At 40.4% G+C, this 21,046-nt stretch carries 19 protein-coding genes; 9 read left to right on the forward strand and 10 right to left on the reverse strand.

All coding sequences use genetic code 11. The annotated features are described in order from the left end of the window. Positions 1-17: 17 nt before the first annotated feature. From ispG to ACO6UW_RS03165, 6 genes are all read left to right on the forward strand, one after another. On the forward strand, positions 18-1,133 hold the full coding sequence (gene ispG / locus ACO6UW_RS03140; RefSeq protein WP_002115078.1) for a flavodoxin-dependent (E)-4-hydroxy-3-methylbut-2-enyl-diphosphate synthase: 1,116 nt from the start codon (positions 18-20) through the stop codon (positions 1,131-1,133). After that, positions 1,130-2,422 (forward strand): histidine--tRNA ligase, encoded by a 1,293-nt coding sequence (gene hisS, locus ACO6UW_RS03145; protein WP_057077317.1) that lies wholly within the window; start codon positions 1,130-1,132, stop codon positions 2,420-2,422. The genes ispG and hisS overlap by 4 nt, the downstream gene beginning before the upstream one ends. Positions 2,423-2,450: 28 nt before the next feature. Then, positions 2,451-3,149 (forward strand): YfgM family protein, encoded by a 699-nt coding sequence (locus ACO6UW_RS03150; RefSeq protein ID WP_057077318.1) that lies wholly within the window; start codon positions 2,451-2,453, stop codon positions 3,147-3,149. Next, positions 3,149-4,294 (forward strand): outer membrane protein assembly factor BamB, encoded by a 1,146-nt coding sequence (bamB, locus tag ACO6UW_RS03155; RefSeq protein ID WP_057077319.1) that lies wholly within the window; start codon positions 3,149-3,151, stop codon positions 4,292-4,294. Before ACO6UW_RS03150 ends, bamB begins: the two co-directional genes overlap by 1 nt. 189 nt (positions 4,295-4,483) lie before the next feature. Then, a complete protein-coding gene (der, locus tag ACO6UW_RS03160) occupies positions 4,484-5,893 on the forward strand; it encodes a ribosome biogenesis GTPase Der (RefSeq protein ID WP_005066184.1) in 1,410 nt (469 codons plus the stop codon). Positions 5,894-6,007: 114 nt separating this feature from the next. Beyond that, positions 6,008-6,664, forward strand: coding sequence for a 4'-phosphopantetheinyl transferase family protein (locus tag ACO6UW_RS03165; RefSeq protein ID WP_057077320.1), 657 nt, complete (start codon positions 6,008-6,010; stop codon positions 6,662-6,664). Positions 6,665-6,734: 70 nt separating this feature from the next. On the opposite strand, the gene secB is transcribed toward ACO6UW_RS03165, so the two are convergent. The 4 genes from secB to rsgA all read right to left on the reverse strand — a co-directional run bounded on the left by secB (position 6,735) and on the right by rsgA (position 9,066). After that, positions 6,735-7,193 carry a protein-export chaperone SecB gene (gene secB / locus ACO6UW_RS03170; RefSeq protein WP_002115005.1) on the reverse strand — a complete coding sequence of 153 codons (459 nt, stop codon included), beginning with the start codon at positions 7,191-7,193 and terminating at the stop codon, positions 6,735-6,737. Between the two features lie 27 nt (positions 7,194-7,220). After that, entirely contained in the window at positions 7,221-7,478 is a 258-nt protein-coding gene (gene grxC / locus ACO6UW_RS03175; RefSeq protein WP_002114715.1) for a glutaredoxin 3, read from the reverse strand. Positions 7,479-7,489: 11 nt separating this feature from the next. Further along, positions 7,490-7,906, reverse strand: coding sequence for a rhodanese-like domain-containing protein (locus ACO6UW_RS03180; protein WP_000443006.1), 417 nt, complete (start codon positions 7,904-7,906; stop codon positions 7,490-7,492). A 98-nt stretch (positions 7,907-8,004) separates the two neighbouring features. Continuing rightward, positions 8,005-9,066 (reverse strand): ribosome small subunit-dependent GTPase A, encoded by a 1,062-nt coding sequence (gene rsgA, locus ACO6UW_RS03185; protein ID WP_005066188.1) that lies wholly within the window; start codon positions 9,064-9,066, stop codon positions 8,005-8,007. Positions 9,067-9,191: 125 nt separating this feature from the next. On the opposite strand from rsgA, the gene orn reads away from it, so the two are divergent. The 3 genes from orn (at position 9,192) to ACO6UW_RS03200 (ending at position 11,585) form a co-directional block, all read left to right on the forward strand. After that, positions 9,192-9,758, forward strand: a complete 567-nt coding sequence (gene orn / locus ACO6UW_RS03190) for an oligoribonuclease (protein WP_000099436.1) — start codon at positions 9,192-9,194, stop codon at positions 9,756-9,758. A 154-nt stretch (positions 9,759-9,912) separates the two neighbouring features. Then, entirely contained in the window at positions 9,913-10,644 is a 732-nt protein-coding gene (locus ACO6UW_RS03195) for a Bax inhibitor-1/YccA family protein (protein ID WP_065388066.1), read from the forward strand. A gap of 137 nt (positions 10,645-10,781) precedes the next feature. Continuing rightward, on the forward strand, positions 10,782-11,585 hold the full coding sequence (locus ACO6UW_RS03200; RefSeq protein WP_023274323.1) for an enoyl-ACP reductase FabI: 804 nt from the start codon (positions 10,782-10,784) through the stop codon (positions 11,583-11,585). Between the two features lie 68 nt (positions 11,586-11,653). On the opposite strand, the gene ACO6UW_RS03205 is transcribed toward ACO6UW_RS03200, so the two are convergent. From ACO6UW_RS03205 to leuS, 6 genes are all read right to left on the reverse strand, one after another. Beyond that, positions 11,654-13,048, reverse strand: a complete 1,395-nt coding sequence (locus ACO6UW_RS03205) for an efflux transporter outer membrane subunit (protein WP_080612982.1) — start codon at positions 13,046-13,048, stop codon at positions 11,654-11,656. Between the two features lie 22 nt (positions 13,049-13,070). Beyond that, positions 13,071-15,065 (reverse strand): MacB family efflux pump subunit, encoded by a 1,995-nt coding sequence (locus tag ACO6UW_RS03210; protein ID WP_017385757.1) that lies wholly within the window; start codon positions 15,063-15,065, stop codon positions 13,071-13,073. Between the two features lie 2 nt (positions 15,066-15,067). Continuing rightward, on the reverse strand, positions 15,068-16,408 hold the full coding sequence (locus ACO6UW_RS03215) for a MacA family efflux pump subunit (RefSeq protein ID WP_017482042.1): 1,341 nt from the start codon (positions 16,406-16,408) through the stop codon (positions 15,068-15,070). 107 nt (positions 16,409-16,515) lie between these two features. Next, positions 16,516-17,505 carry a DNA polymerase III subunit delta gene (gene holA / locus ACO6UW_RS03220; RefSeq protein WP_017398822.1) on the reverse strand — a complete coding sequence of 330 codons (990 nt, stop codon included), beginning with the start codon at positions 17,503-17,505 and terminating at the stop codon, positions 16,516-16,518. An 18-nt stretch (positions 17,506-17,523) separates the two neighbouring features. Continuing rightward, positions 17,524-18,033 (reverse strand): LPS assembly lipoprotein LptE, encoded by a 510-nt coding sequence (lptE, locus tag ACO6UW_RS03225; protein WP_002115142.1) that lies wholly within the window; start codon positions 18,031-18,033, stop codon positions 17,524-17,526. Between the two features lie 27 nt (positions 18,034-18,060). After that, positions 18,061-20,685, reverse strand: coding sequence for a leucine--tRNA ligase (leuS, locus tag ACO6UW_RS03230; protein WP_065388065.1), 2,625 nt, complete (start codon positions 20,683-20,685; stop codon positions 18,061-18,063). Positions 20,686-21,046: the final 361 nt, after the last annotated feature.

A 21,046-nucleotide genomic window follows, 5' to 3' on the forward strand; every position in this document is an offset into this window, starting at 1 on the left:
ATGAGTTGAGCGATACAATGATAGAGAACCCAATTAAACGTCGACCAACACGTAAAATCCGTGTTGGTTCGGTGTATGTCGGTGGCGATGCACCTATTAGTGTGCAAAGTATGACAAATACCGAAACTTGCGATGTCGATGCAACCGTTGCTCAAATCGAGCGTTGCGTTGATGCAGGTGCTGATATTATGCGTGTTTCGGTCCCATCTATGGAGGCTGCTGAGGCATTTGGTGCGATCCGTAAACGTGTTTCAGTTCCATTGGTGGCTGATATTCATTTTGACCATAGAATTGCTCTGGCAGTTGCAGACTATGGTGCAGACTGTTTACGTATTAACCCAGGTAATATCGGCTCAGATCAGAAAGTGCGTGAAGTTGTTGCTGCGGCACGTCATCATGGCATTTCTATGCGTATTGGGGTCAATGCGGGTTCTTTAGAAAAAGATTTACAAAAGAAATATGGCGAGCCTACAGGTGAGGCGTTGCTTGAGTCAGCACTACGTCATATTGATATTTTAGATCGTCTCAACTTCCATGAATTTAAAGTCAGCGTAAAAGCCTCAAATGTGTTTTTAACCATGGATGCTTATCGTTTACTTTCAAAGCAAATTGATAACCCATTACATCTTGGTGTGACTGAAGCTGGTATTTACCGTACAGGTACTGTGAAGTCAGCGATTGCTCTTGGTGGATTGTTGATGGAAGGTATTGGCGATACGATGCGTATTTCGCTTGCCGCCGAACCGGAAGATGAAATCAAGATTGGTTTTGATATCTTAAAATCACTAGGGCTTCGCTCTAACGGGATTAACTTTATTGCTTGCCCAAGTTGCTCTCGCCAAGAATTTAATGTTATTCAGGTAATGCAAGCATTGGAAGAGCGTTTAGAAGATATTCGTACTCCAATGGATGTGTCGGTAATTGGTTGTAAAGTAAACGGCCCGGGTGAAGCAAAAGAAGCTGACATCGGGGTTGTTGGGGCTGCGCCTCGCTCATTGGTTTATCGTAATGGTGAAAAAAGCCATTTAATCGATACCGATCAATTGGTTGATGAAATCGAAACTATGGTTCGTCAACGTGTCCAAGAGCTTGAAGAAGCTAAATCTAAAGAAATTATTCGTAGTTCATCATGAGTTCAATCGTCGCAATCAAAGGTTTTAATGACATCTTGCCAACGCAAACAGTAGCGTGGAGACGTCTCGAGCAACATTTGGCATCTTTAATGGATGCTTATGGATATCAACAAATTCGTTTGCCGATCGTTGAACAAACGGGCTTGTTTAAACGTGCTATTGGTGATGCTACCGATATTGTTGAAAAAGAAATGTATACCTTTTTTGACAAAGGCAATCCACCTGAGTCATTAACCTTACGTCCGGAAGGTACAGCAGGTTGTGTTCGTGCTTTGGTTGAACATAATTTGTTGCGCGGTGCTACGCCACGCGTGTGGTATATGGGACCTATGTTCCGTTATGAAAAACCACAAAAAGGACGTTACCGTCAGTTCCACCAATTTGGTGTGGAAACTTTCGGTGTTGCGACTCCTGATATTGAAGCTGAAGTTATCTTGATGACCGCTCGTTTATGGAAACGTATGGGCGTTGATCACATGGTTCAACTTGAGTTAAATACTTTGGGTGAAAAAGATGAGCGTACAGAATACCGTAATGCTTTAGTTGCGTTTTTAAACGAGCATAAAGATGCGTTGGATGAAGACTCACAGCGTCGTTTAACAACAAATCCATTACGTATTTTAGATTCTAAAATTGAATCGACTCAGAAAATTCTAGAAAATGCGCCGAAATTGTATGACTTTTTAAAAGAAGATAGTTTAAGTCACTTCCAACAATTGCAAGATTATTTGACTGCTGCGGGTGTTAAATTTGTCATTAATCAAAAATTGGTGCGTGGTCTGGACTATTACAACAAAACCGTTTTTGAATGGACAACAACTGCACTTGGTTCGCAAGGTACTGTGTGCGGCGGTGGTCGTTATGATGGTCTTGTTGGTCAGCTAAAAGGTAAGGCCGATCAATCTGTACCAGCTGTTGGCTTTGGGATGGGGATGGAGCGCTTATTGCTTCTGGTTGAGCAAGTTGAACAGGCTCAAGTTATACGTGATTGTGAAGTCTTCTTGGTTGCAGAACCTGCTTATCAAACCAAAGCTTTGATTTTAGCAGAACAATTACGTGACCAGTTAGAAGCTGCAAATAGCAGTATTCGAATCAAAACAGGTTCACAAGGCAGCATGAAGAGTCAGATGAAAAAAGCTGATCAGGCTGGGGCTGTTTACGCCATGATTTTAGGTGAGCGTGAATGGGAAGCGCAGCAACTTGCTATCAAAGAGTTAGCAACAGCTGAGCAGTCTCAAGTTGCGTTGGCTGAGCTTGTACCATTCTTAATCGAAAAATTTACAAAATAAACTGAAACATCTGGAAAAGGACAATCACATGAGCTTAAGTGATGAAGAACAATTCGACAGCTTAAAGTCGTTCGCCAAAAAATATGGTTCTGCCATGATTAGCGGGATTCTCATTGCATTGATTACCTTTTTTGGGTGGGAATATTGGCAAAAAAGAAATCTTGCGAGCAGCCAGACAGAAACTGCAAAAGTACAGCAGTTAATGGATGAAGCAAATGCAAGTGCTGATAATCCTAATGCTTTAACTTCGTTAACTGCATCGGCAGATAAAATCGTAAAAGATGATATCGATTCTGTTCAGGCGATACAGACTCAGTTCGTATTAGCAAAATTAGCTTATGAAAAACAAGACTATGCTGTTGCTGAAAAAGCATTGAAGAAAGTCGAAAATTCAAAAGTAAAAGATGAAGGTTTGATTCAGGTTGTAAAATTGCGTTTAGCAGATGCACAATTGGCGCAAAACAAATATGATGAAGCATTAAAAACCTTGTCTGGTAACGTCGATCCTGCGTTTAAAGCAACAGTAGAAGAGTTACGTGGTGATATCTTTGTTGCTAAGAAAGATGTTGATTCTGCTAAAAAAGCGTATCAAGCTGCATGGGATTCGTTACTGGAACGTAAACAAGAACGACAAATTTTACAAATTAAACTCGAAAGTGTTGGCGTTTTAGTTGAAGATCCACAGATTGAGCGCCCAATTTTGGAAACACAGGTGGAAGAGTCTTAATGAATCAGAAATTCAAACTGCCTTTGGCAATTGCAATCGCATCAGCTGTACTGGTGGGATGTTCTAGCAACAAAGTAAAAGAAGCAAAACCAAATCCACTACCGAAATTGACTGAGTCGAAAAAGACTCTAGTACCCGTGTTTTCGCGCAGTGTTTCTTCTACTGATAAGGCAGATCCGTTACGTTTGCAGCTTGATGCAAGTGAGGGCGTGGTCTTTACACTTGATCCAAAAGGTGAAGTCGCTGCATATCGTGGTAAGCAACGTCTTTGGGAGAAAAAAGTCAGCAAATTAGGCTTGAGCTCTGGTGTTGAAGCTGCTGAAGGAATTGTCGTTATTGGTAATAGTAAAGGTCAGCTTTTTGCTTTAGATCAGGTAACAGGTGAACAAAAGTGGACTGCGCAGTTATCTGGTGCACTATTAAGTCCTTCTTTAGTTCAGTCTGGACGCGTTATTACCATTGCTAATGATGGTACTGTATTTGCCCATGATGCTGCTTCAGGCCAACAAGTTTGGGCTTATAAATTACCAAATGTCCAATTTAGTTTACGTGGTCAGGCGTCACCGGTGAGTCTTGACCCGCGTACTGTATTAATCGCATCTGCGAATGCGTATGTTTATGCAATTGATACGATTAGTGGTATTCCACGTTTCCAACGCCGTGTTGCGGTAAGTGAAGGTCGTTCTGATATTCAACGTTTGATTGATATCGATGGTGATCCTACTGTTGCTGGACAGTTTATGGTAACTACAAGTTTCCAAGGGCAAGTGACTGTAACTGATCTAGCTTCGCAACGTGTAGTTTGGAGTGAAGACTCAAGCAGTACGAAGCGTCCAGAAGTTTATGACAATAAAGTATTTGTTTCATCAACTGATGGTAAGTTAACTGCTTATGATTTAACGACAGGCGAACAAGTTTGGCAAAATGATAGTTTATTAAACCGTCATTTAAGTAACCCTGTTGTGTTGGGATCGGACCTTATTGTTGGTGATTTAGATGGCGTATTACATCTTGTTGATCCTGCAACAGGTAAGTTGATTGGTCGTTCAAAAACAAGTGGTGAGGTCAATACATTACGTGTTATTGAGAACCAACTTTTTGTTTCGACCAGAAAAGGCGATTTAAGTATTTGGCAGAATCGTTAATTTCGTTTGCTTGTGCTAAAATAGCCGCTTAACAAATTACGCTGTTAAAAAAATATCGGGGTGTTTGAATTAAATCAGTTCAAAGCCCCGTCTTTTATTATGGTCATATCTGACCTTAAAATATATCTCCTGTATTGTTTCTAATGCTCATGCCATGAGATATGGCTGGTCTTGAATTAAGGTTATTGTATGAAACCCGTTATTGCGCTCATTGGTCGTCCGAATGTCGGAAAATCAACGTTATTTAACCAGATTACCAAGAGTCGTGATGCACTTGTAGCCGACTTCGCGGGTCTGACTCGTGACCGTAAATATGGTGATGCGACTTATCAAAATAAGTCTTTCATTGTTGTTGATACTGGTGGTATCGGTGAGAGCGAAGGCGGTATTGATAACTACATGGCCGAGCAGTCAAAAACAGCGATCAACGAAGCAGATATTATTATTTTTGTGGTTGACGCTCGTGCGGGATTGTTAGCTTCTGATGAGCAAATTGCTCGTGAACTACGTACTTTAGGTAAGAAAATTTATCTTGTTGCGAACAAGGTAGATGGTGTTCATGCCGAAGCAGCTTTGGTTGAGTTCTACAAACTTGGTATGGGTGAACCATTACAAGTTGCCGCTAGCCATGGTCGTGGTGTACAGCAAATGCTGGAAGATGTACTTGCGGAAGTTCCAGAAGATGAAAATCCTGAAGAACATGACAAAGATACTGGCTTACGTTTAGCAATTATTGGTCGTCCTAACGTTGGTAAGTCAACACTGGTCAACCGTTTGCTTGGTGAAGACCGTGTGGTGGCATTTGACCAACCAGGTACAACGCGTGACTCGATTTACATTCCTTTTGAGCGTGAAGGCCGTAAATACACTTTAATTGATACAGCAGGTGTGCGTCGTAAAGGTAAGGTTGATGAAATGATTGAGAAGTTCTCAATTGTTAAAACTTTGCAAGCAATGAAAGATGCACATGTTGTCGTAGTTGTAGTCGATGCGCGTGAAGGTATTGTTGAGCAAGACTTGCATTTAATTGGCTATGCGCTTGAAGCTGGTCGTGCCATGGTTATTGCCATCAACAAATGGGATAACATGTCTGAATATGACCGCAAGCAATGTAAGCTTGATGTTGAGCGTCGTTTTGACTTTATTCCATGGGCAAAAATCCATTTAATTTCTGCTTTACATGGAACTGGGGTAGGTGATTTATATCCTTCTATCCACCGTGCTTATGAGTCTGCGAACTTAAAAGTATCACCAGCTAAATTGACTCAAATTTTGAGTGATGCGACAGAAGCCCATCAACCACCAATGATTAGCGGACGTCGTATTAAAATGCGTTATGCGCATATGGGTGGTCAGAACCCGCCGACTATCGTCATCCATGGTAATAAGGTTGATAAGACACCTGCCGATTATCGTCGTTACTTAGAAAATGTGTTCCGTAAAGTATATAAACTTGAAGGTACGCCAGTTCGTATTGACTTTAAAACTTCTGAAAACCCGTTTGAAGGTCGTAAGAGTCAGGTTGATGAACGTACTGCTGCACGTCGCCGTCGCTATATTCAGAAATTTAAGAAAGCAGAGAAAAAATTTAACCGTTAAGTTTTTTACTGTTCAAAAACCCAAAGTCTTCTTTGGGTTTTTTATTACATGGTTTAATAAGTTATTGGTATTTTTTATATTAGCTTTAGTCCCTCATGGGATGGATTTAGAAAGATGAATGATAGGAAAATTGAAGTTTATATAGGAAAGCTCAATGAGTTTTTAAAACAAGAACAACAAAACTTTCCAGACTTCCGTTCATTTAATCATTATAAAAAACAACAAATACAGAGTGTCAGAAATAGACTGATTGCAGAGAAACTACAAATCAATTCAATGGAATTGGAGTTTGCCAAGCATGAACATGGTAAACCTTATTTGTTGAATCACACTTTGCATTTTAATCACTCACATAGCCAACAATACTACGCTTTAGCCATGAGCGAACATGTTAAAGATATTGGGGTAGACGTTGAGGAACTGGATCGAAATGTACGCTTAGACGCTTTAGCAAAACATGCATTTCATCCAGATGAATATGAAACATGGCTAAGCTTAGAACAAAATAGAGAATATTGGTTCAAAGTCTGGACCACTAAAGAAGCCGTTTTAAAAGCTTCAGGACTAGGCATACGCCTAGATTTAAATACATTAAATACTCAGGCACATTCTACTGATCATGGTGGAGTCTGTTCTCACCCACTTAATGGGACATTTGCCTATCAAAATTTTATTATTGGCAATATGATATTAACCGTTGCATGGCGTTCAGAGTTATCTTGCCGTGGCTTTCAGTTTCCATCTATTCAGCTTCACTCACTTGATCTTTAATAATTTTAATAGCACACATAAAAAAACCGCGTATTACGCGGTTTTTTTATTAAAAGGAGAAGCTAAAATATTAAGCTTGACCTTCAACAGCAGCAGCTTGAGCACGTTGCATGTTAGCTTCAAACTCTGCATCAAAGTTGATTGGAGTAAGAAGTAACTGTGGGAAGCTACCTTTAGTTACTAAATCATTTACAGCTTCACGTAAGAACGGAAACAAAATATTCGGGCAGTATGCGCCTAAAATATAAGGTAAACGCTCTTCTTCAATGTTGTCGATCAAGAAAATACCTGATTGAGTTACATCTACAATGAACGCTGTTTCGTTGTCGTTATCAGCTTGTACCACAACTTTTAAAGAAACTTCAAAGTGAGTTGGGTCAATCTTTTCTGCAGCAGAAGACAGATTGATATTAAGTTCAGGTTGCCATTGTTTAGTAAAAACCTGCGCCCCAGGAACCTCAAAAGAAATATCTTTTGTATAAATACGCTCTAAAGCTAATTGTGGTTGAACTTGTTGTTCTTCGCTCATTGTTTTTTCCTTAATATGGATGCGATGTTAAGCCAATAATTCGTCGAGTTTACCTTCGCGCTCTAAAGCATAAAGTTGGTCAAAACCACCGATAAACTGATCGTTAATGAAAATTTGTGGGACAGTACGATGATTTGTGCGTTGCATTAATTCAACACGTACTTCTGGCGCTTCAACAGAAAGATTTACTTCTTTATAAGCAACACCTTTACGCTCAAGTAACTGTTTAGCTCGAACACAATACGGGCATACAGAAGTTGAGTAAACAATGACATTTGCAGCCATGATAATTCTCCTTAAGCTTTTGGTTTGCTTTTAACAAGAGGTAAGCCTTGTGCTTTCCAGTTACTAATACCACCATCAAGACGATAGCTATCGTGGTGAGCAACTTTTTGCAAAGCACTTCCCGCAACTTGCCCCAAGTTGCAAATAAATACCAGTGGACGGTCACTTGCTTTTAATTCGTCAGCATGACTTGCGATTTGGCTATACGGAATATTGCGACTGCCACTAATGTGACCTTCTCGGAAATCTTTGCTATCGCGTAAGTCAATCAAAAGAGCATTTTTCGCTTTCACTAAAATACCAAGCGACTGTGGAGAAATTTTACGACCATTACGTTGACCTTCAAAAATGAAGAACAACACGATCAAGACTCCGAGCGTACCAAACAAAATGGGGTGATTCCCCATAAACTCTAACCAGCGTTCCACAAGTCACCTAAAAAAATTAAAAAACAAAATTGACCTAGAGTATAGCGTATATAGATGGTGATCAAAATCACCACTTCAAGGGCAAATAGGGCAGAAAATCAGTTTTTTTGCTGCGCTTCTTGAATCTCATCGATTAAACGCAAAAAGCTATCTAAACGTCGTGGCAAAATTTCACCCGCTTCAACGGCCTGTTTTAGCCCACAATTCTTTTCATGAGTATGTGTGCAATTACGGAATTGGCAAGATCCTAGATGTGCGGCAATGTCAGGAAAGCCCATACGAATTTTTTCTAAATCGAGATGCCAAAGCCCAAACTCACGAATTCCCGGAGAATCAATTAAGGCACCATTTTTACCGAAGTTGATTAAGCGCGTAGAGGTTGTCGTATGTTGTCCAAGTGCAGAGTTTTCAGAAATAACATTGGTTTTTTGCTCTGCATCTGGAATGAGCACATTAATTAAAGAGCTTTTCCCTACGCCTGACTGGCCTACAAATGCTACGGTTTCACCATCTAAACGCTCAGATAAAGCAGAGATATCTCCCTTCTTCGACTGACAAATCATCACCTCATAACCCAAGGTTTTATATTCTTCTAATAGGGTAAGAATTGGGTCATTTTCAGTGAGTAAATCAGACTTGTTGAGGACCAAAAGAGCAGGAATATTTGCATCTGCACAAGCAACTAAATATCGATCAATTAACGTTGGAGCTGGTTCAGGAAGCGGTGAAAATACAATCACAATCAAACTGATATTCGCAGCCACTGGTTTAACTTTGTGATAGCGGTCAGGGCGGGTAAGTAAAGATGTACGTGGGTGAATGGCTGTAATAATGCCTAAACCCGTATTTGGATCTGCCTGCCATTTAACACGATCACCAGTTACAAGTAACTCAAGATTAGTTCGAGTATGGCAACGCCAAACGCTATTGAGTTCGATCGGCTTCCAGAATGGTTCTGGTTCTCCTTCGGCAACTTGTGGTTTTTCTGGGTGATGCTCAGGTACAGAGAGGGCTTGTACTTCAAGTTGACGGCCATAATGTTGTACAACGAGTCCATCTAGATCCTGTGAAGTATCGATCTCTTCTTGGCGAGTTTTATGCTGTTTTTCAATACGACGTTGCTGTTGTTCAGTTAAACGACGCTTACGAATTAAAGCCATTCATATCCCAAAAAAACCATTGTTTGAAGACCGCAAAAATAGCATGAAGCAGCTATAGAATTACAGCGCGGAAGCAAGAAATTTGCTACTATTGATGTTTTTACGGCATTTTAGAACGTACATTCATGAGCAGTACTTTAAATACACGATTAATTTGGATTGATCTGGAAATGACCGGATTAGATACCGATAATGACCAAATTATTGAAATCGCAACAATTATTACAGATGATCATTTAAATGTACTTGCCGAAGGTCCAGTTTTGGCGATTCATCAACCTGATCGTATTTTAAATGCAATGGATGAATGGAACACTCGTCAACATGGGCAGTCTGGTCTGATTGAACGAGTTCGTCGCAGTAAATTAACAGCCCGTGATGCTGAGTTACAAACTTTAGAATTCCTAAAAAAATGGGTGAATCCAAAAGTTTCACCAATGTGCGGTAACTCAATTTGTCAGGATCGCCGTTTCTTACACCGTCTTATGCCTGAACTTGAGCAGTATTTCCATTATCGTAATCTTGATGTATCTACGGTAAAAGAACTTTCAAAACGCTGGCGCCCTGAAATTATGAGTGGCCTGAAAAAGAATGCATCACATTTGGCAATGGATGATATTCGTGACTCAATTTCAGAGTTGAAATATTACCGCGAATATTTCTTTATCATGAATACAGATGGTAAAGATTGATTACGTTGTAGACGTGATATGAAAGGGAGGCTATTGCCTCCTTTTTTATTACTTAAAGGACCTTGTTACAATAATGCCAATTGCTTAATTTGGCTTTCATATTCATTTTGCTTAAAATGATGTTTTAAATTTTTATTATAAAAAGAGAGCATTTATGCAAAGTAATAACCCGATACTGACTCGTGTTGAAACGGTCAGTGACTATAGTCAACCGATGACTGTGCAAGGTGCGATTCAAAAATCTGTTATGTTGACGGTCATTGCAGCTGCGGTGGGTGTCGCTTTATTTTTCTATGCAGCCTTTACTGCAAATGTTGGTATTGCTTACGCAGCTTCAATTGTGGGTGCAATCGGTGGCTTGGTTTTAGCTTTAATTACAACGTTTAAACCAACGACTGCGCCAACATTGGCAATTCCGTATGCCTTATTTGAAGGGGCTTTTTTAGGTGGTATTTCGTTTACTTTCCAGTTGAAATACCCAGGTGTTCCACTTCAGGCTTTATTAGCAACCTTTGTCACCACTTTGGTGATGTTTGGTTTATATAAATTCCAAATTATCCGCGCAACTGAAAAGTTTAAGTCAGTTGTAATCTCTGCATCTTTGGCAATCTTTATTGTATTTATCGTGCAGCTGGTCATGCGTTTAGCTTTTGGTTCAAGCGTTCCTTATATTTTTGAAAGTAACTGGTTAGGTATTGGTTTTGCTGCATTTGTCGCTGTCATTGCTTCACTTAACCTGATTTTAGATTTTGATTTAATTGAAACTAATGCAGCTTATCGTGCACCAAAATTCATGGAATGGTTGTGTGGTATCGCATTACTTGCAACTTTAGTATGGATGTATATTTCTTTCTTACGTTTACTAGGCTTACTGTCTGACGACTAAGATTGAATTCATCTAGAAGTCGCTCCTTATCAGGAGCGATTTTTTTTCGTGCGATTTTTGAAAAAAGATGCATTATGCAATTTCGAAAACCGCCGAATATTGGCATTATGCTTGAAATTGTTTTGAGTGAGATCGGCATGACACAAGGACTTTTAGCAGGTAAGCGCTTTTTGATTGCAGGCGTTGCTAGTAAATTATCAATTGCTTTTGGTATTGCCCAAGCATTACACCGTGAAGGTGCAGAGCTTGCGTTTACTTATCCAAACGAAAAATTAAAAAAGCGTGTGGATGAATTTGCTGAGCAATTCGGTTCTAAGCTTGTGTTTCCATGTGATGTTGCTGTTGATGCTGAAATTGATAATGCATTTGCAGAACTTGCAAAACATTGGGATGGTGTAGACGGTGTTGTGCACTCAATTGGCTTTGCACCTGCACACACGCTTGATGGTGACTTCACTGACGTGACTGACCGTGACGGTTTTAAAGTTGCTCATGACATCAGTGCATACAGCTTTATTGCAATGGCTCGTGCTGCAAAACCTTTATTACAAGCTCGCCAAGGTTGTTTATTGACTTTGACTTACCAAGGTTCTGAGCGCGTTATGCCTAACTATAACGTTATGGGTATGGCAAAAGCTTCTTTAGAAGCTGGTGTTCGCTATTTAGCATCAAGCCTTGGTGTTGATGGTATCCGTGTAAACGCGATTTCTGCGGGCCCAATCCGTACTTTAGCTGCTTCTGGTATTAAATCTTTCCGTAAAATGTTAGATGCCAATGAAAAAGTTGCGCCATTAAAACGTAACGTAACGATTGAAGAAGTTGGTAACGCCGCATTATTCCTATGCTCACCTTGGGCTTCAGGTATTACTGGTGAAATTCTATATGTAGATGCTGGTTTCAATACTGTAGGTATGAGCCAATCTATGATGGATGATGAATAAGTTTTAAAATTTATTCAGCCATAAAAAAGCCGTAGTTGAAGGACTACGGCTTTTTTAATTGGTACAAGTTATTGCTGCAGTTCTTTTACAGGGGAACCACCTAAAGCTTGCATGAGGGTGACATACGCGTTGTATTGGCTTTGCTTGGTTTCAACGAGGCTTAAGCGAGCAGTACGTGTGGTTTGCTGTGCATCGAGAAGAGCCTTTAATGCAACAGCACCATAGCGATAACGGACTTCGGTTAAACGTTCAGTTTTTTCTGCAAGTTCAACATTACGTTCTTGTAACGCTACTTGTTTGTCGAGTTCGGTACGACTCGATAAAGCATTTTCGACATCAGCAAAAGCCTGATAAAGCGTTTGACGATATTGAATAATCGCTTTTTCATAATCCAGATTACTAATCGCGATATCTTTCTTCATATCGTTATATTGCAAAAATGGTAAGCTTAAACTTGCACCAAGCGTGAGAGCAGGGTTACGTAATAACTCCGTTAACGATGTGCTGCTTGAGCCTAGACTGCTGGTTAAGCTAATCGAAGGGTAGTAGCTCGCCTTAGTAGCATCTTTAGTTGCTAATGCTTTTCTTAAGCGGAGCTCACTTGCTTGCAAATCAGGTCGGCGCGATAAAATGTCGGCAGGTAAGCCAGCACCAATTGCAGGTAGAGCAGTGCGTGGTAAACGCTTTGGCTCTTGAATGTTTAATTGCTGCAATGGTTCATGCAATAGCACTGCAATAGCCGTACGTGTTTCAACCAGTTGTTGTTCAATCTGGCTTAAACTCGCTTTCTGGCTTTGTACTGATTGTTCTGCTTGAGTCAGATCTACACCTGAAACGGCACCAGCTTTATATTGAATCTGTACTAAGTCATAAAGCTTTTGAGAGGTTGCTAGACTTTGCTGGGCAGTTGTGTAGCGCTCATTTAAATAACCGAGTTGCCAATAGAGTTTGGCAGTGGTTGCAATTAAACTTTGCCCCGTGGCTTGTAAGTCTTGTTCTGTCGCTAAAGCTTCCCATTTACTTGCTTCGGTTTGGCGGGCAAGCTTGCCAAACAAATCAAGCTCATAGCTTACCCCAGCACTCATGGAAAGACCTTTAGCACTGTCATCTCCCGAATTTAAATCGAAAGAATGTCCTGTAGAAACACTAGAGCTCGTTCGCAAGCCTTGTTTGTTAGCGGTTAAGTCAGCTTGTAGACGGGCTTGCTTTAAGGTAATACCAGCAACAGCCAAATCGCTATTACGTTCTAATACGTTGTTTACGAGTTGGTTGAGCTGTGCGTCGTTAAAAAGCGTCCACCAACGATCAGAGTATTGATCGGCAGACATGGTTTTTGTTTTTGTTGTGTCATACTGAAAACTACCCGGAACTTGTACCGCAGGCGTTTCATAAGGTGTTTTTACTACAGCTGCACATCCTACAAGAGAACCTGTGAGAAGAAGTGCTGTGCTGAGTTTAGTCATAGAGAAAGACATGCAATTTTCCTTATTCTCGAGATAGTGCGGCAACAGGGTCAAGCTTCGCGGCATTCTTGGCTGGTAAGAAACCAAAAACGACCCCAATCAGTGTTGAACAGACAAAGGCTGCAATAATTGAGGTGCTTGAATAAGCCACACTAAAGTTACCACCAGCAAATTTATTAATAAGTTGCCCAAGGCCAAGCGATAGTAAGACGCCAAGCACACCACCAATTAAACACACCAAAATTGCTTCAATCAGGAATTGCTGCAAAATATCACTTTGACGCGCACCTACGGCCATACGTACACCAATTTCTTGAGTACGTTCAGTCACCGAAACCAACATAATATTCATTACCCCGATACCACCAACGACCAATGAAATTACGGCAATTGCTGAAACCAGAAGGGTCATTGTGCTAGTTGTTTTCTCAATGGTTTGACGGATACTGTCACTGTTCATAGTGAAAATATCTTGTGCACCATGGCGCTGTGTTAATAAATTTACAATCGCATTTTCTGCGGCAGCAGTTGAATATTTGTCATTAATACGAACCACGATATTACGGACATGGGTTTGCCCCAGCATACGGCTCATCACGGTTGTATAAGGCATATAGACATTTAAAGTGTCATCTGAGCCCATGCCACTCGTTTGCGGTTCTACAATGCCAATAATACGAGCTGGTACACTACCGAGTAACACTACTTGACCGATAGGGTTGGTACCGTCACTAAAGAACTGTTTTTGAGTATTGGTATCAATGACTACATCCTGTGAGCGATCACGAACACTACGTTGATCAAAAGTTTGTCCATCTTTAAAGACCAAACCTTTCACATCGAAATAATCGTTACTCACACCATTAATGGTCGCGTTAGCTTCATTTTGTTGATAACGCATGGTTTTGGATGTGCTGACGATTGGGCTTACTGCACTGACATACGGTTGAGTCATTAACGCATCGGCATCGGCAGGGACCAAGGTTTTAAAACTTGCAGTTTTAGAGTTGTCACCAAAACCACGGCCCTGAAACACGGTAATTGTATTTGTTCCCAGACTGCTAATATTGCTTAAAATTTGCTGTTGAGAGCCTTTACCTAGCGCGACAACCGTAACAACCGATGCAATACCAATAATGATCCCAAGCATGGTTAAAAAAGTACGCATGCGGTGGGCATTCATAGACAGTAAAGCCATTTGAAAGGCTTCAGATAAACGGTCTAAAGTAGAACGCCATGCAGAAATACTTTTGCCTTTCTTCTGTTTACCTTGCAAAGCAGGCGCCGCATCAGGATCAGTCTTGATTGGTTCGGCTGCTTGATCTGGGACATTAGGACGGTCACTAATAATTTCTCCATCACTAATCTCGATAATACGAGTCGCATTTTTTGCAACTTGCATATCATGGGTGACTAAAATAATAGTGTGACCTGCAGCATTGAGTTCACGCAAGATACGCATCACCTCAACACCACTATGAGAGTCGAGTGCCCCCGTCGGTTCATCTGCCAGAATAACGTCACCGCCATTCATCAGCGCACGGGCAATAGAAACACGTTGCTGCTGACCACCAGAGAGCTGGCTTGGTCTATTAAGTGTTTTAGTGCCTAACCCTAATTCGGTCAGTAAAGCCGTTGCACGTTGTTTACGCTCAGAAGGCGTAACACCTGCATAAACAGCTGGAACTTCTACGTTACCTTCGGCAGATAAGTCGCCCAGTAAATGGTAGCGCTGGAAAATAAAACCAAAATATTCACGACGTAGTCGAGCGAGTTGATCTGGCTCAAGTTTACCTGTTTCTTGTCCATTGACTTTGTAACTACCACTCGTAGGTCGGTCCAAACAACCCAGAATATTCATGAGGGTCGATTTACCAGAACCCGACTGGCCGACAATGGCAACCAGTTCACCTTCATAAATGGTCAGATCAATGCCTTTTAAAATTTGTATCGTGCTTTCGCCAGCAGGGAATTCCCGGACTAGATTGCTGACTTCAAGCAAAGCTTGTTTTGTCATGCTTACATTCCCATTGGGCCACTACGGCGACGGTTATTACTACTATTTGCTGATGCAGCAGAAGTATCGGCACTATCGGCAATGACAACTTGATCACCTTGTTTTAAGCCCGCAAGAACTTGCGCATTTACACGGTTGTTAATGCCAACCAAAATTTGAGTTGGTTTAGTTGTGCCATCAGCTTGTAATACGCGTACAACACTTAACGTCAATTTACCTTGTTCAACCAGTTGTTTTTGTTCAGCAGTCAAGTTTAGGCGTTGTAGACGAGCTCCGTTTCCTTGAGATTTTTTAGCTGCTTCAGGTGAAGAACTTGATTTATCAGAGGATTGACCTGATTTTCTTTGACCTGAAAATTGTTTAGAACTCAGTGCTGATGATGGAACGAGTAGAGCATTTTTAGCTGAATTTAATACGATATAAACTTGTGCAGTCATATCAATACGCAATTTACCATCGGTATTTGGCACATCGAATAAGGCATTGTAGTAAACAGCCGAACTGGTTGTTGAGCTTGTTGTACTTGTTGATTCGCTAGAAATTGAGTCAGGAGCAGGCTCAATTTGACGTAAAGTTGCGTAGCGTTTAGTTTCATCACCTAAGGTTGTAAAGTAAACTTGTTGTCCTTTTTCAACTTTCATAATGTCAGCTTCACTGACTTGTGCCTTAATCGTCATGTTTTGTAATTTTGCAATTTTGACGATTGTTGGTGCGCTTTGGTTTGCGTTTACGGTTTGGCCTTCTTCAGTCACAATCGCGACAACCGTTCCATCAGTTGGAGCAACAATACGTGTGTAACCAATGTTGGTTTGTGCCGTAGATTTTGTCACTTTTGCAGATTCAATCTGTGCATCTAATGCTTTAATTTGCGCCTGAGCTGTTTTATAGCTTGCCTCAGCCGATTCTAAATCTGCACGAGGCGTTGCATCTTGCGCATACATTTGTTGCTGACGGCGGTATTCAAGTTGTTTTTCGTTTAAAGAAGCAACTTGTTGAAGGCGCTGCGCTTCTAAATTTTTAATATTCGCATCAGAAGTTTTTAAACTATTTTCTTGGGTGGTTGAGTCAATTTGTGCGATAAGTTGACCTTGTTTCACTTGATCGCCCAACTGTACATACATCTTTTTGACCTGACCAGATACCTGTGCACCCACACTAATCAGTTTGGTTGCATCAAGTGTACCTGTTGCAAGGACATTATTTTCAATATCTCCGCGTGTTACCTCAGCTGTAATATATTGAGGCTGCTGCTCTTTAGGCTTTAAAAATTTCCAAGCTAATACAGCAATAACTGCTATACAGAGGATAATAATAACAAGTTTGATTGGCTTTATTTTTGGCATGGTGAGAGGTCGAAAAGTTTAAAATTTAATTTAGTATAAAAGCGAAATGAGGATAAAACGTGAATTTTTATTATATTTCAAGAATGAAGAAAAATGATTCCGCCGAATTATTGTATAAATAGCGTTTTACCACATAATTCAGCAATGGCCTGCTGCATCAAATGTTGGGCATTTTCATTCGACATTCCTTTAATTGCCGCATCAACTTGCAATAGAAGGGTAGACCAGCCTAAAAACTGTTGAGGATTTAATCTTCTTAAAGCTTGTTGATATAAACCAACCTTTGTTTTCCAGATACCAAGTTGTAATGCATTATGAGGCTGCTCAAATAATTGCATCAATAAACGCATTTCTTTACTTAAAGTCCATAAAATTAGACTTTCTGGTTCGCCAGCAGCAATTAAATATTGAAAAATTTTAATGGATTGAGCGAGATTACCTTCTAATAGCGCGTCGCTTAAATCGTAAGTGGTATAACGAGATTGATCTTGTAGACAAGCATATAACTGTTCAATTTGAATCAGTTGTTGGTCTGGAAAAGTATCTCTTACACGCATCAAGCTATTCTTAGCTGCGAGCAAATTATGTTCATGATGCTGCATGAGCCATTGCCAGGCATCATTATCGAGTTGAATTTCAAGTTTCTCTGCTTCGGCAGATAAAATTCTTTGGCGGTCTTGCGGATAGTTTGCCGTTAGGGCAACAACAACACCATTTGCTTCCACAACTTGGAAAAAAGCAGACTTTAAGCTACTACTATCTTGCTTAGGTAAAACAATTAAAAGCAGGTTAGTTTCATTATGTTGAATATAGCTTTTAAGCTGTTTTAGTCCATTTGCGTCAGGCTTTATATTGCCATGCACTTCAATGGCAAGCTGCTGAGAAAATAAAGATAAGCTGTTAAGAGCGTTAAAAACATTCTTCCAGTCGCTCACGCTACTAATATCATAGCGCTGTCTTTCAACTTCTTGTTGTTGCCAACTTTTACGAAAAGCATCTAATAAATTTTGTTCCAGTAAAGGTTCTTGGCCATGTAAAATCCACGCACCCCGTGCTTCCGGAATGCGTTTTAAGGCTTGTAAATAGTCAATTTTCATTGCTGGTAAAAATAAAGATTAAGGCTGAGCTTTTGGTAAACGGTTTGCTGAAATCTGACGAGTAATTTGCTGTGCAATGTCATCGATCACAATACGTTGCAAATAAGATTCTTGCTGATTTTCGGTGTTAACCGTTGCAAGATCATATTGGTAACTACGAGATGCAGTTAATGAACGTGGTTCAGTAATTTTATTACCCTGACGGTCTTCAATCTGGAAGGTTACGGTTAAGCGTAATAATACTTCCGTTAGTTTTCCATTTAAAAGCTGACGACGTGGTGTGTACTCTAAAACACGGAGTACGTAGGCATCATTATCATTGCTGAATTGAACACCATTTGCAGCTAAATAAACTTTTAACTGGGTTTCTAAATCATCAGTTTTAGCTGGTAACTCAAGGCTTAATTTTTTATAAACAAGCGGAGTTGCAGTCGGGTTGGTTCCTTTTAAATGAAATCCACACCCGACTAAGCCTGCACTAAGGCCTAAGGTCAAAACAACAGCGGCTAAACGTTTGGCAAAGTGCATGCTTGATCCTCTCATTAATAACTTTAATTAAACCACGAGGTTAACTAATTTATTTGGAACCACAATTTCTTTCTTTGTTGGTCCTGTTAAGAATTGTTGAACTTCTGGAAGAGCTTTAGCTTGAGCTAATAGATCTTCTTTAGAAATATCAACCGAAACTTCAAGTTTACCGCGAAGTTTACCGTTAACCTGTACAACAATCGTTTGTGTATTACGAGTTAATGCAGAAGCATCGACTTCAGGGAATGTCGCTTCTGTTACATCTGTACCAAACTGAGCCAATAATGTTTGACTTAAATGTGGTGCAAATGGAGCAAGTAAAGTTAACAGTGTGGTGATCGCTTCACGTTCTACAGCAACGTCATTATCATCTTTTGCTTCAAACTTGTTGCTCGCATTTAACAATTCCATCAAAGCAGCAATCGCAGTATTGAATGCATGACGACGTTCGATATCATCACTTACTTTTTGAATAGTTTCGTGTGTTTTGCGACGTAAATCTTGAGCGTCTTTAGACAAGTTAGCTGCATCAATCGTAGAAGCTTGGGTGCCCTTTTCAAGGAAGCTCGCTACAAGGCGCCACACACGTTTTAAGAAACGGTTTGCACCTTCAACACCTGCATCAGACCATTCTAAAGATTGATCTGGTGGAGCAGCGAACATCATAAATACACGTGCTGTATCTGCGCCGTATTGATCAATAATCGCTTGTGGGTCGATACCGTTGTTTTTCGACTTAGACATTTTTTCTTGTCCGCCGATCACAACTTCTTGACCGTCACCTGAATATTTTGCAGAAAGAATACGACCTTTTTCATCGCGTTCTAATTCGATATCAGCAGGGTTAAACCAAGTCTTCTTACCATTTTCTGCTTCACGATAGAATGTATCCGCAAGCACCATGCCTTGAGTTAACAAGTTGGTAAATGGTTCATTACCTTGTACTACACCTTCATCACGCATTAATTTGTGGAAGAAACGTGCATAAAGTAAGTGAAGAATCGCGTGTTCAACACCACCAATATATTGGTTTACAGGAAGCCAGTTTTGAGCAGCTTCAGGTTTCACCATTCCGCCAGTGAAGTCTGGAGACGCATAGCGTGCGTAGTACCAAGATGACTCTACAAATGTATCCAATGTATCTGTTTCACGGCGTGCATCGCCACCACAACAAGGACATTTCGTTTCATAGAATTCAGGCATTTTATTAAGCGGGTTACCTGAACCATCTGGAACAACGTCAGTTGGTAATACAACTGGAAGCTGGTCTTCTGGAACTGTGACTTGACCACAAGTATCACAGTTAATCATTGGAATTGGACAACCCCAGTAACGTTGACGAGAAACACCCCAGTCACGTAAACGGAATTGAACTTTAGAATTTGCTAAACCTTGTGGTTCTAATTTTGCAAGGAATGCATCAAATGCAGCTTGGAATTCTAAACCATCAAACTCACCAGAGTTAACAAGTTTACCTTCTTTAGAACCGTACCATTCTTGCCACTCAATTGCAGAGTAGTCTGCATCGTCACCGCCTTTGGCATCAATTACTTGCTTAATAGGCAAGTTGAACTTGTTGGCAAATTCGAAGTCACGTTCGTCATGCGCTGGTACAGCCATCACTGCGCCAGAACCGTAAGACATTAATACGTAGTTTGCGATCCAGACAGGAAGCTCTTCACCAGTTACAGGATGCTTTACAAACAAACCTGTCGCCATGCCTTTTTTCTCGGCTGTTGCCAAGTCCGCTTCTGCAACTGAACCCATGCGGCACTCTTCAATGAATGCAGCCAATTCAGGGTTCTTTTCAGCCGCTTTAAGCGCAAGAGGGTGTTCTGCTGCAACGGCAACATATGTCACGCCCATAAGCGTGTCAGCACGTGTTGTATAAACAGTTAAGCCATCAGCATAAATTTCGGTATTGGCAGATGGGAAAGTAATTTCCATGCCTGTAGAGCGACCAATCCAGTTACGTTGCATGGTCAACACTTGTTGAGGCCAGCCGTCTTGTAGGGTGTCTAGGTCGTCTAATAATTCTTGTGCATAGTCAGTAATACGGAAGTAGTACATTGGAATATCGCGTTTTTCAACCAATGCACCAGAACGCCATCCGCGACCATTTTCAACTTGTTCGTTTGCTAAAACAGTTTGGTCAACTGGATCCCAGTTTACTGTTGAAAGTTTACGGTAGATCAGGCCTTTTTTATAAAGCTGAACAAATAACCATTGTTCCCAGTGATAATACTCTGGTGTACAAGTTGCAAATTCACGATCCCAATCTACAGATAGACCTAATTTTTTTAATTGGTCACGCATGTACGCAATGTTTTCAAATGTCCATTTTGCCGGAGCAACTTTATGGGCAATTGCTGCGTTTTCTGCAGGTAAACCGAATGCATCCCAACCCATAGGTTGTAATACAGTTTCACCTTTTAAACGATAGAAACGGCTAATCACATCGCCAATTGTATAGTTACGCACATGCCCCATATGCAGCTTGCCGCTTGGGTAAGGAAACATTGACAGGATGTAACGATGTTTACCTTCGACAGTGTCGGCAACTTTAAAGACTTTACGATTTTCCCAATCTTGTTGAACTGATGGTTCAATCGTGTTTGCTTGATATTCGGGGTCAATGTGAGAAATAGTCATAGACGTAAGCTATACAACAAAAATTGATATTAAAGATTGTTGCACAGCATAGCGCAAAATCGACAAAAATGCAGTTTTGGGATGGATTTATTTTCCGTTAAAAATTAAACAAGAATAAACCTAAAAAAAGCGGGGTAATCATAAAAAAAGAAAAGTGGAAAAATCAAATAAGATGAAAAAATAGCCAGTTAAAAAATAATCATAGAAAAGTGTTTCTTTAATCTTGACTTTAGTGAATTAAACAACAAAAATGCTTCCTTTAGTTTTATATGCGATTATTTGATCACCCTTCGAATAACCGTCATGTTTTGTAATAGACATTCTCTCTAGCCGAGAGATTGATTTTACTTAAAGTATGTAT

It is taken from the genome of Acinetobacter sp. JADD-222 (genome assembly GCF_049310645.1).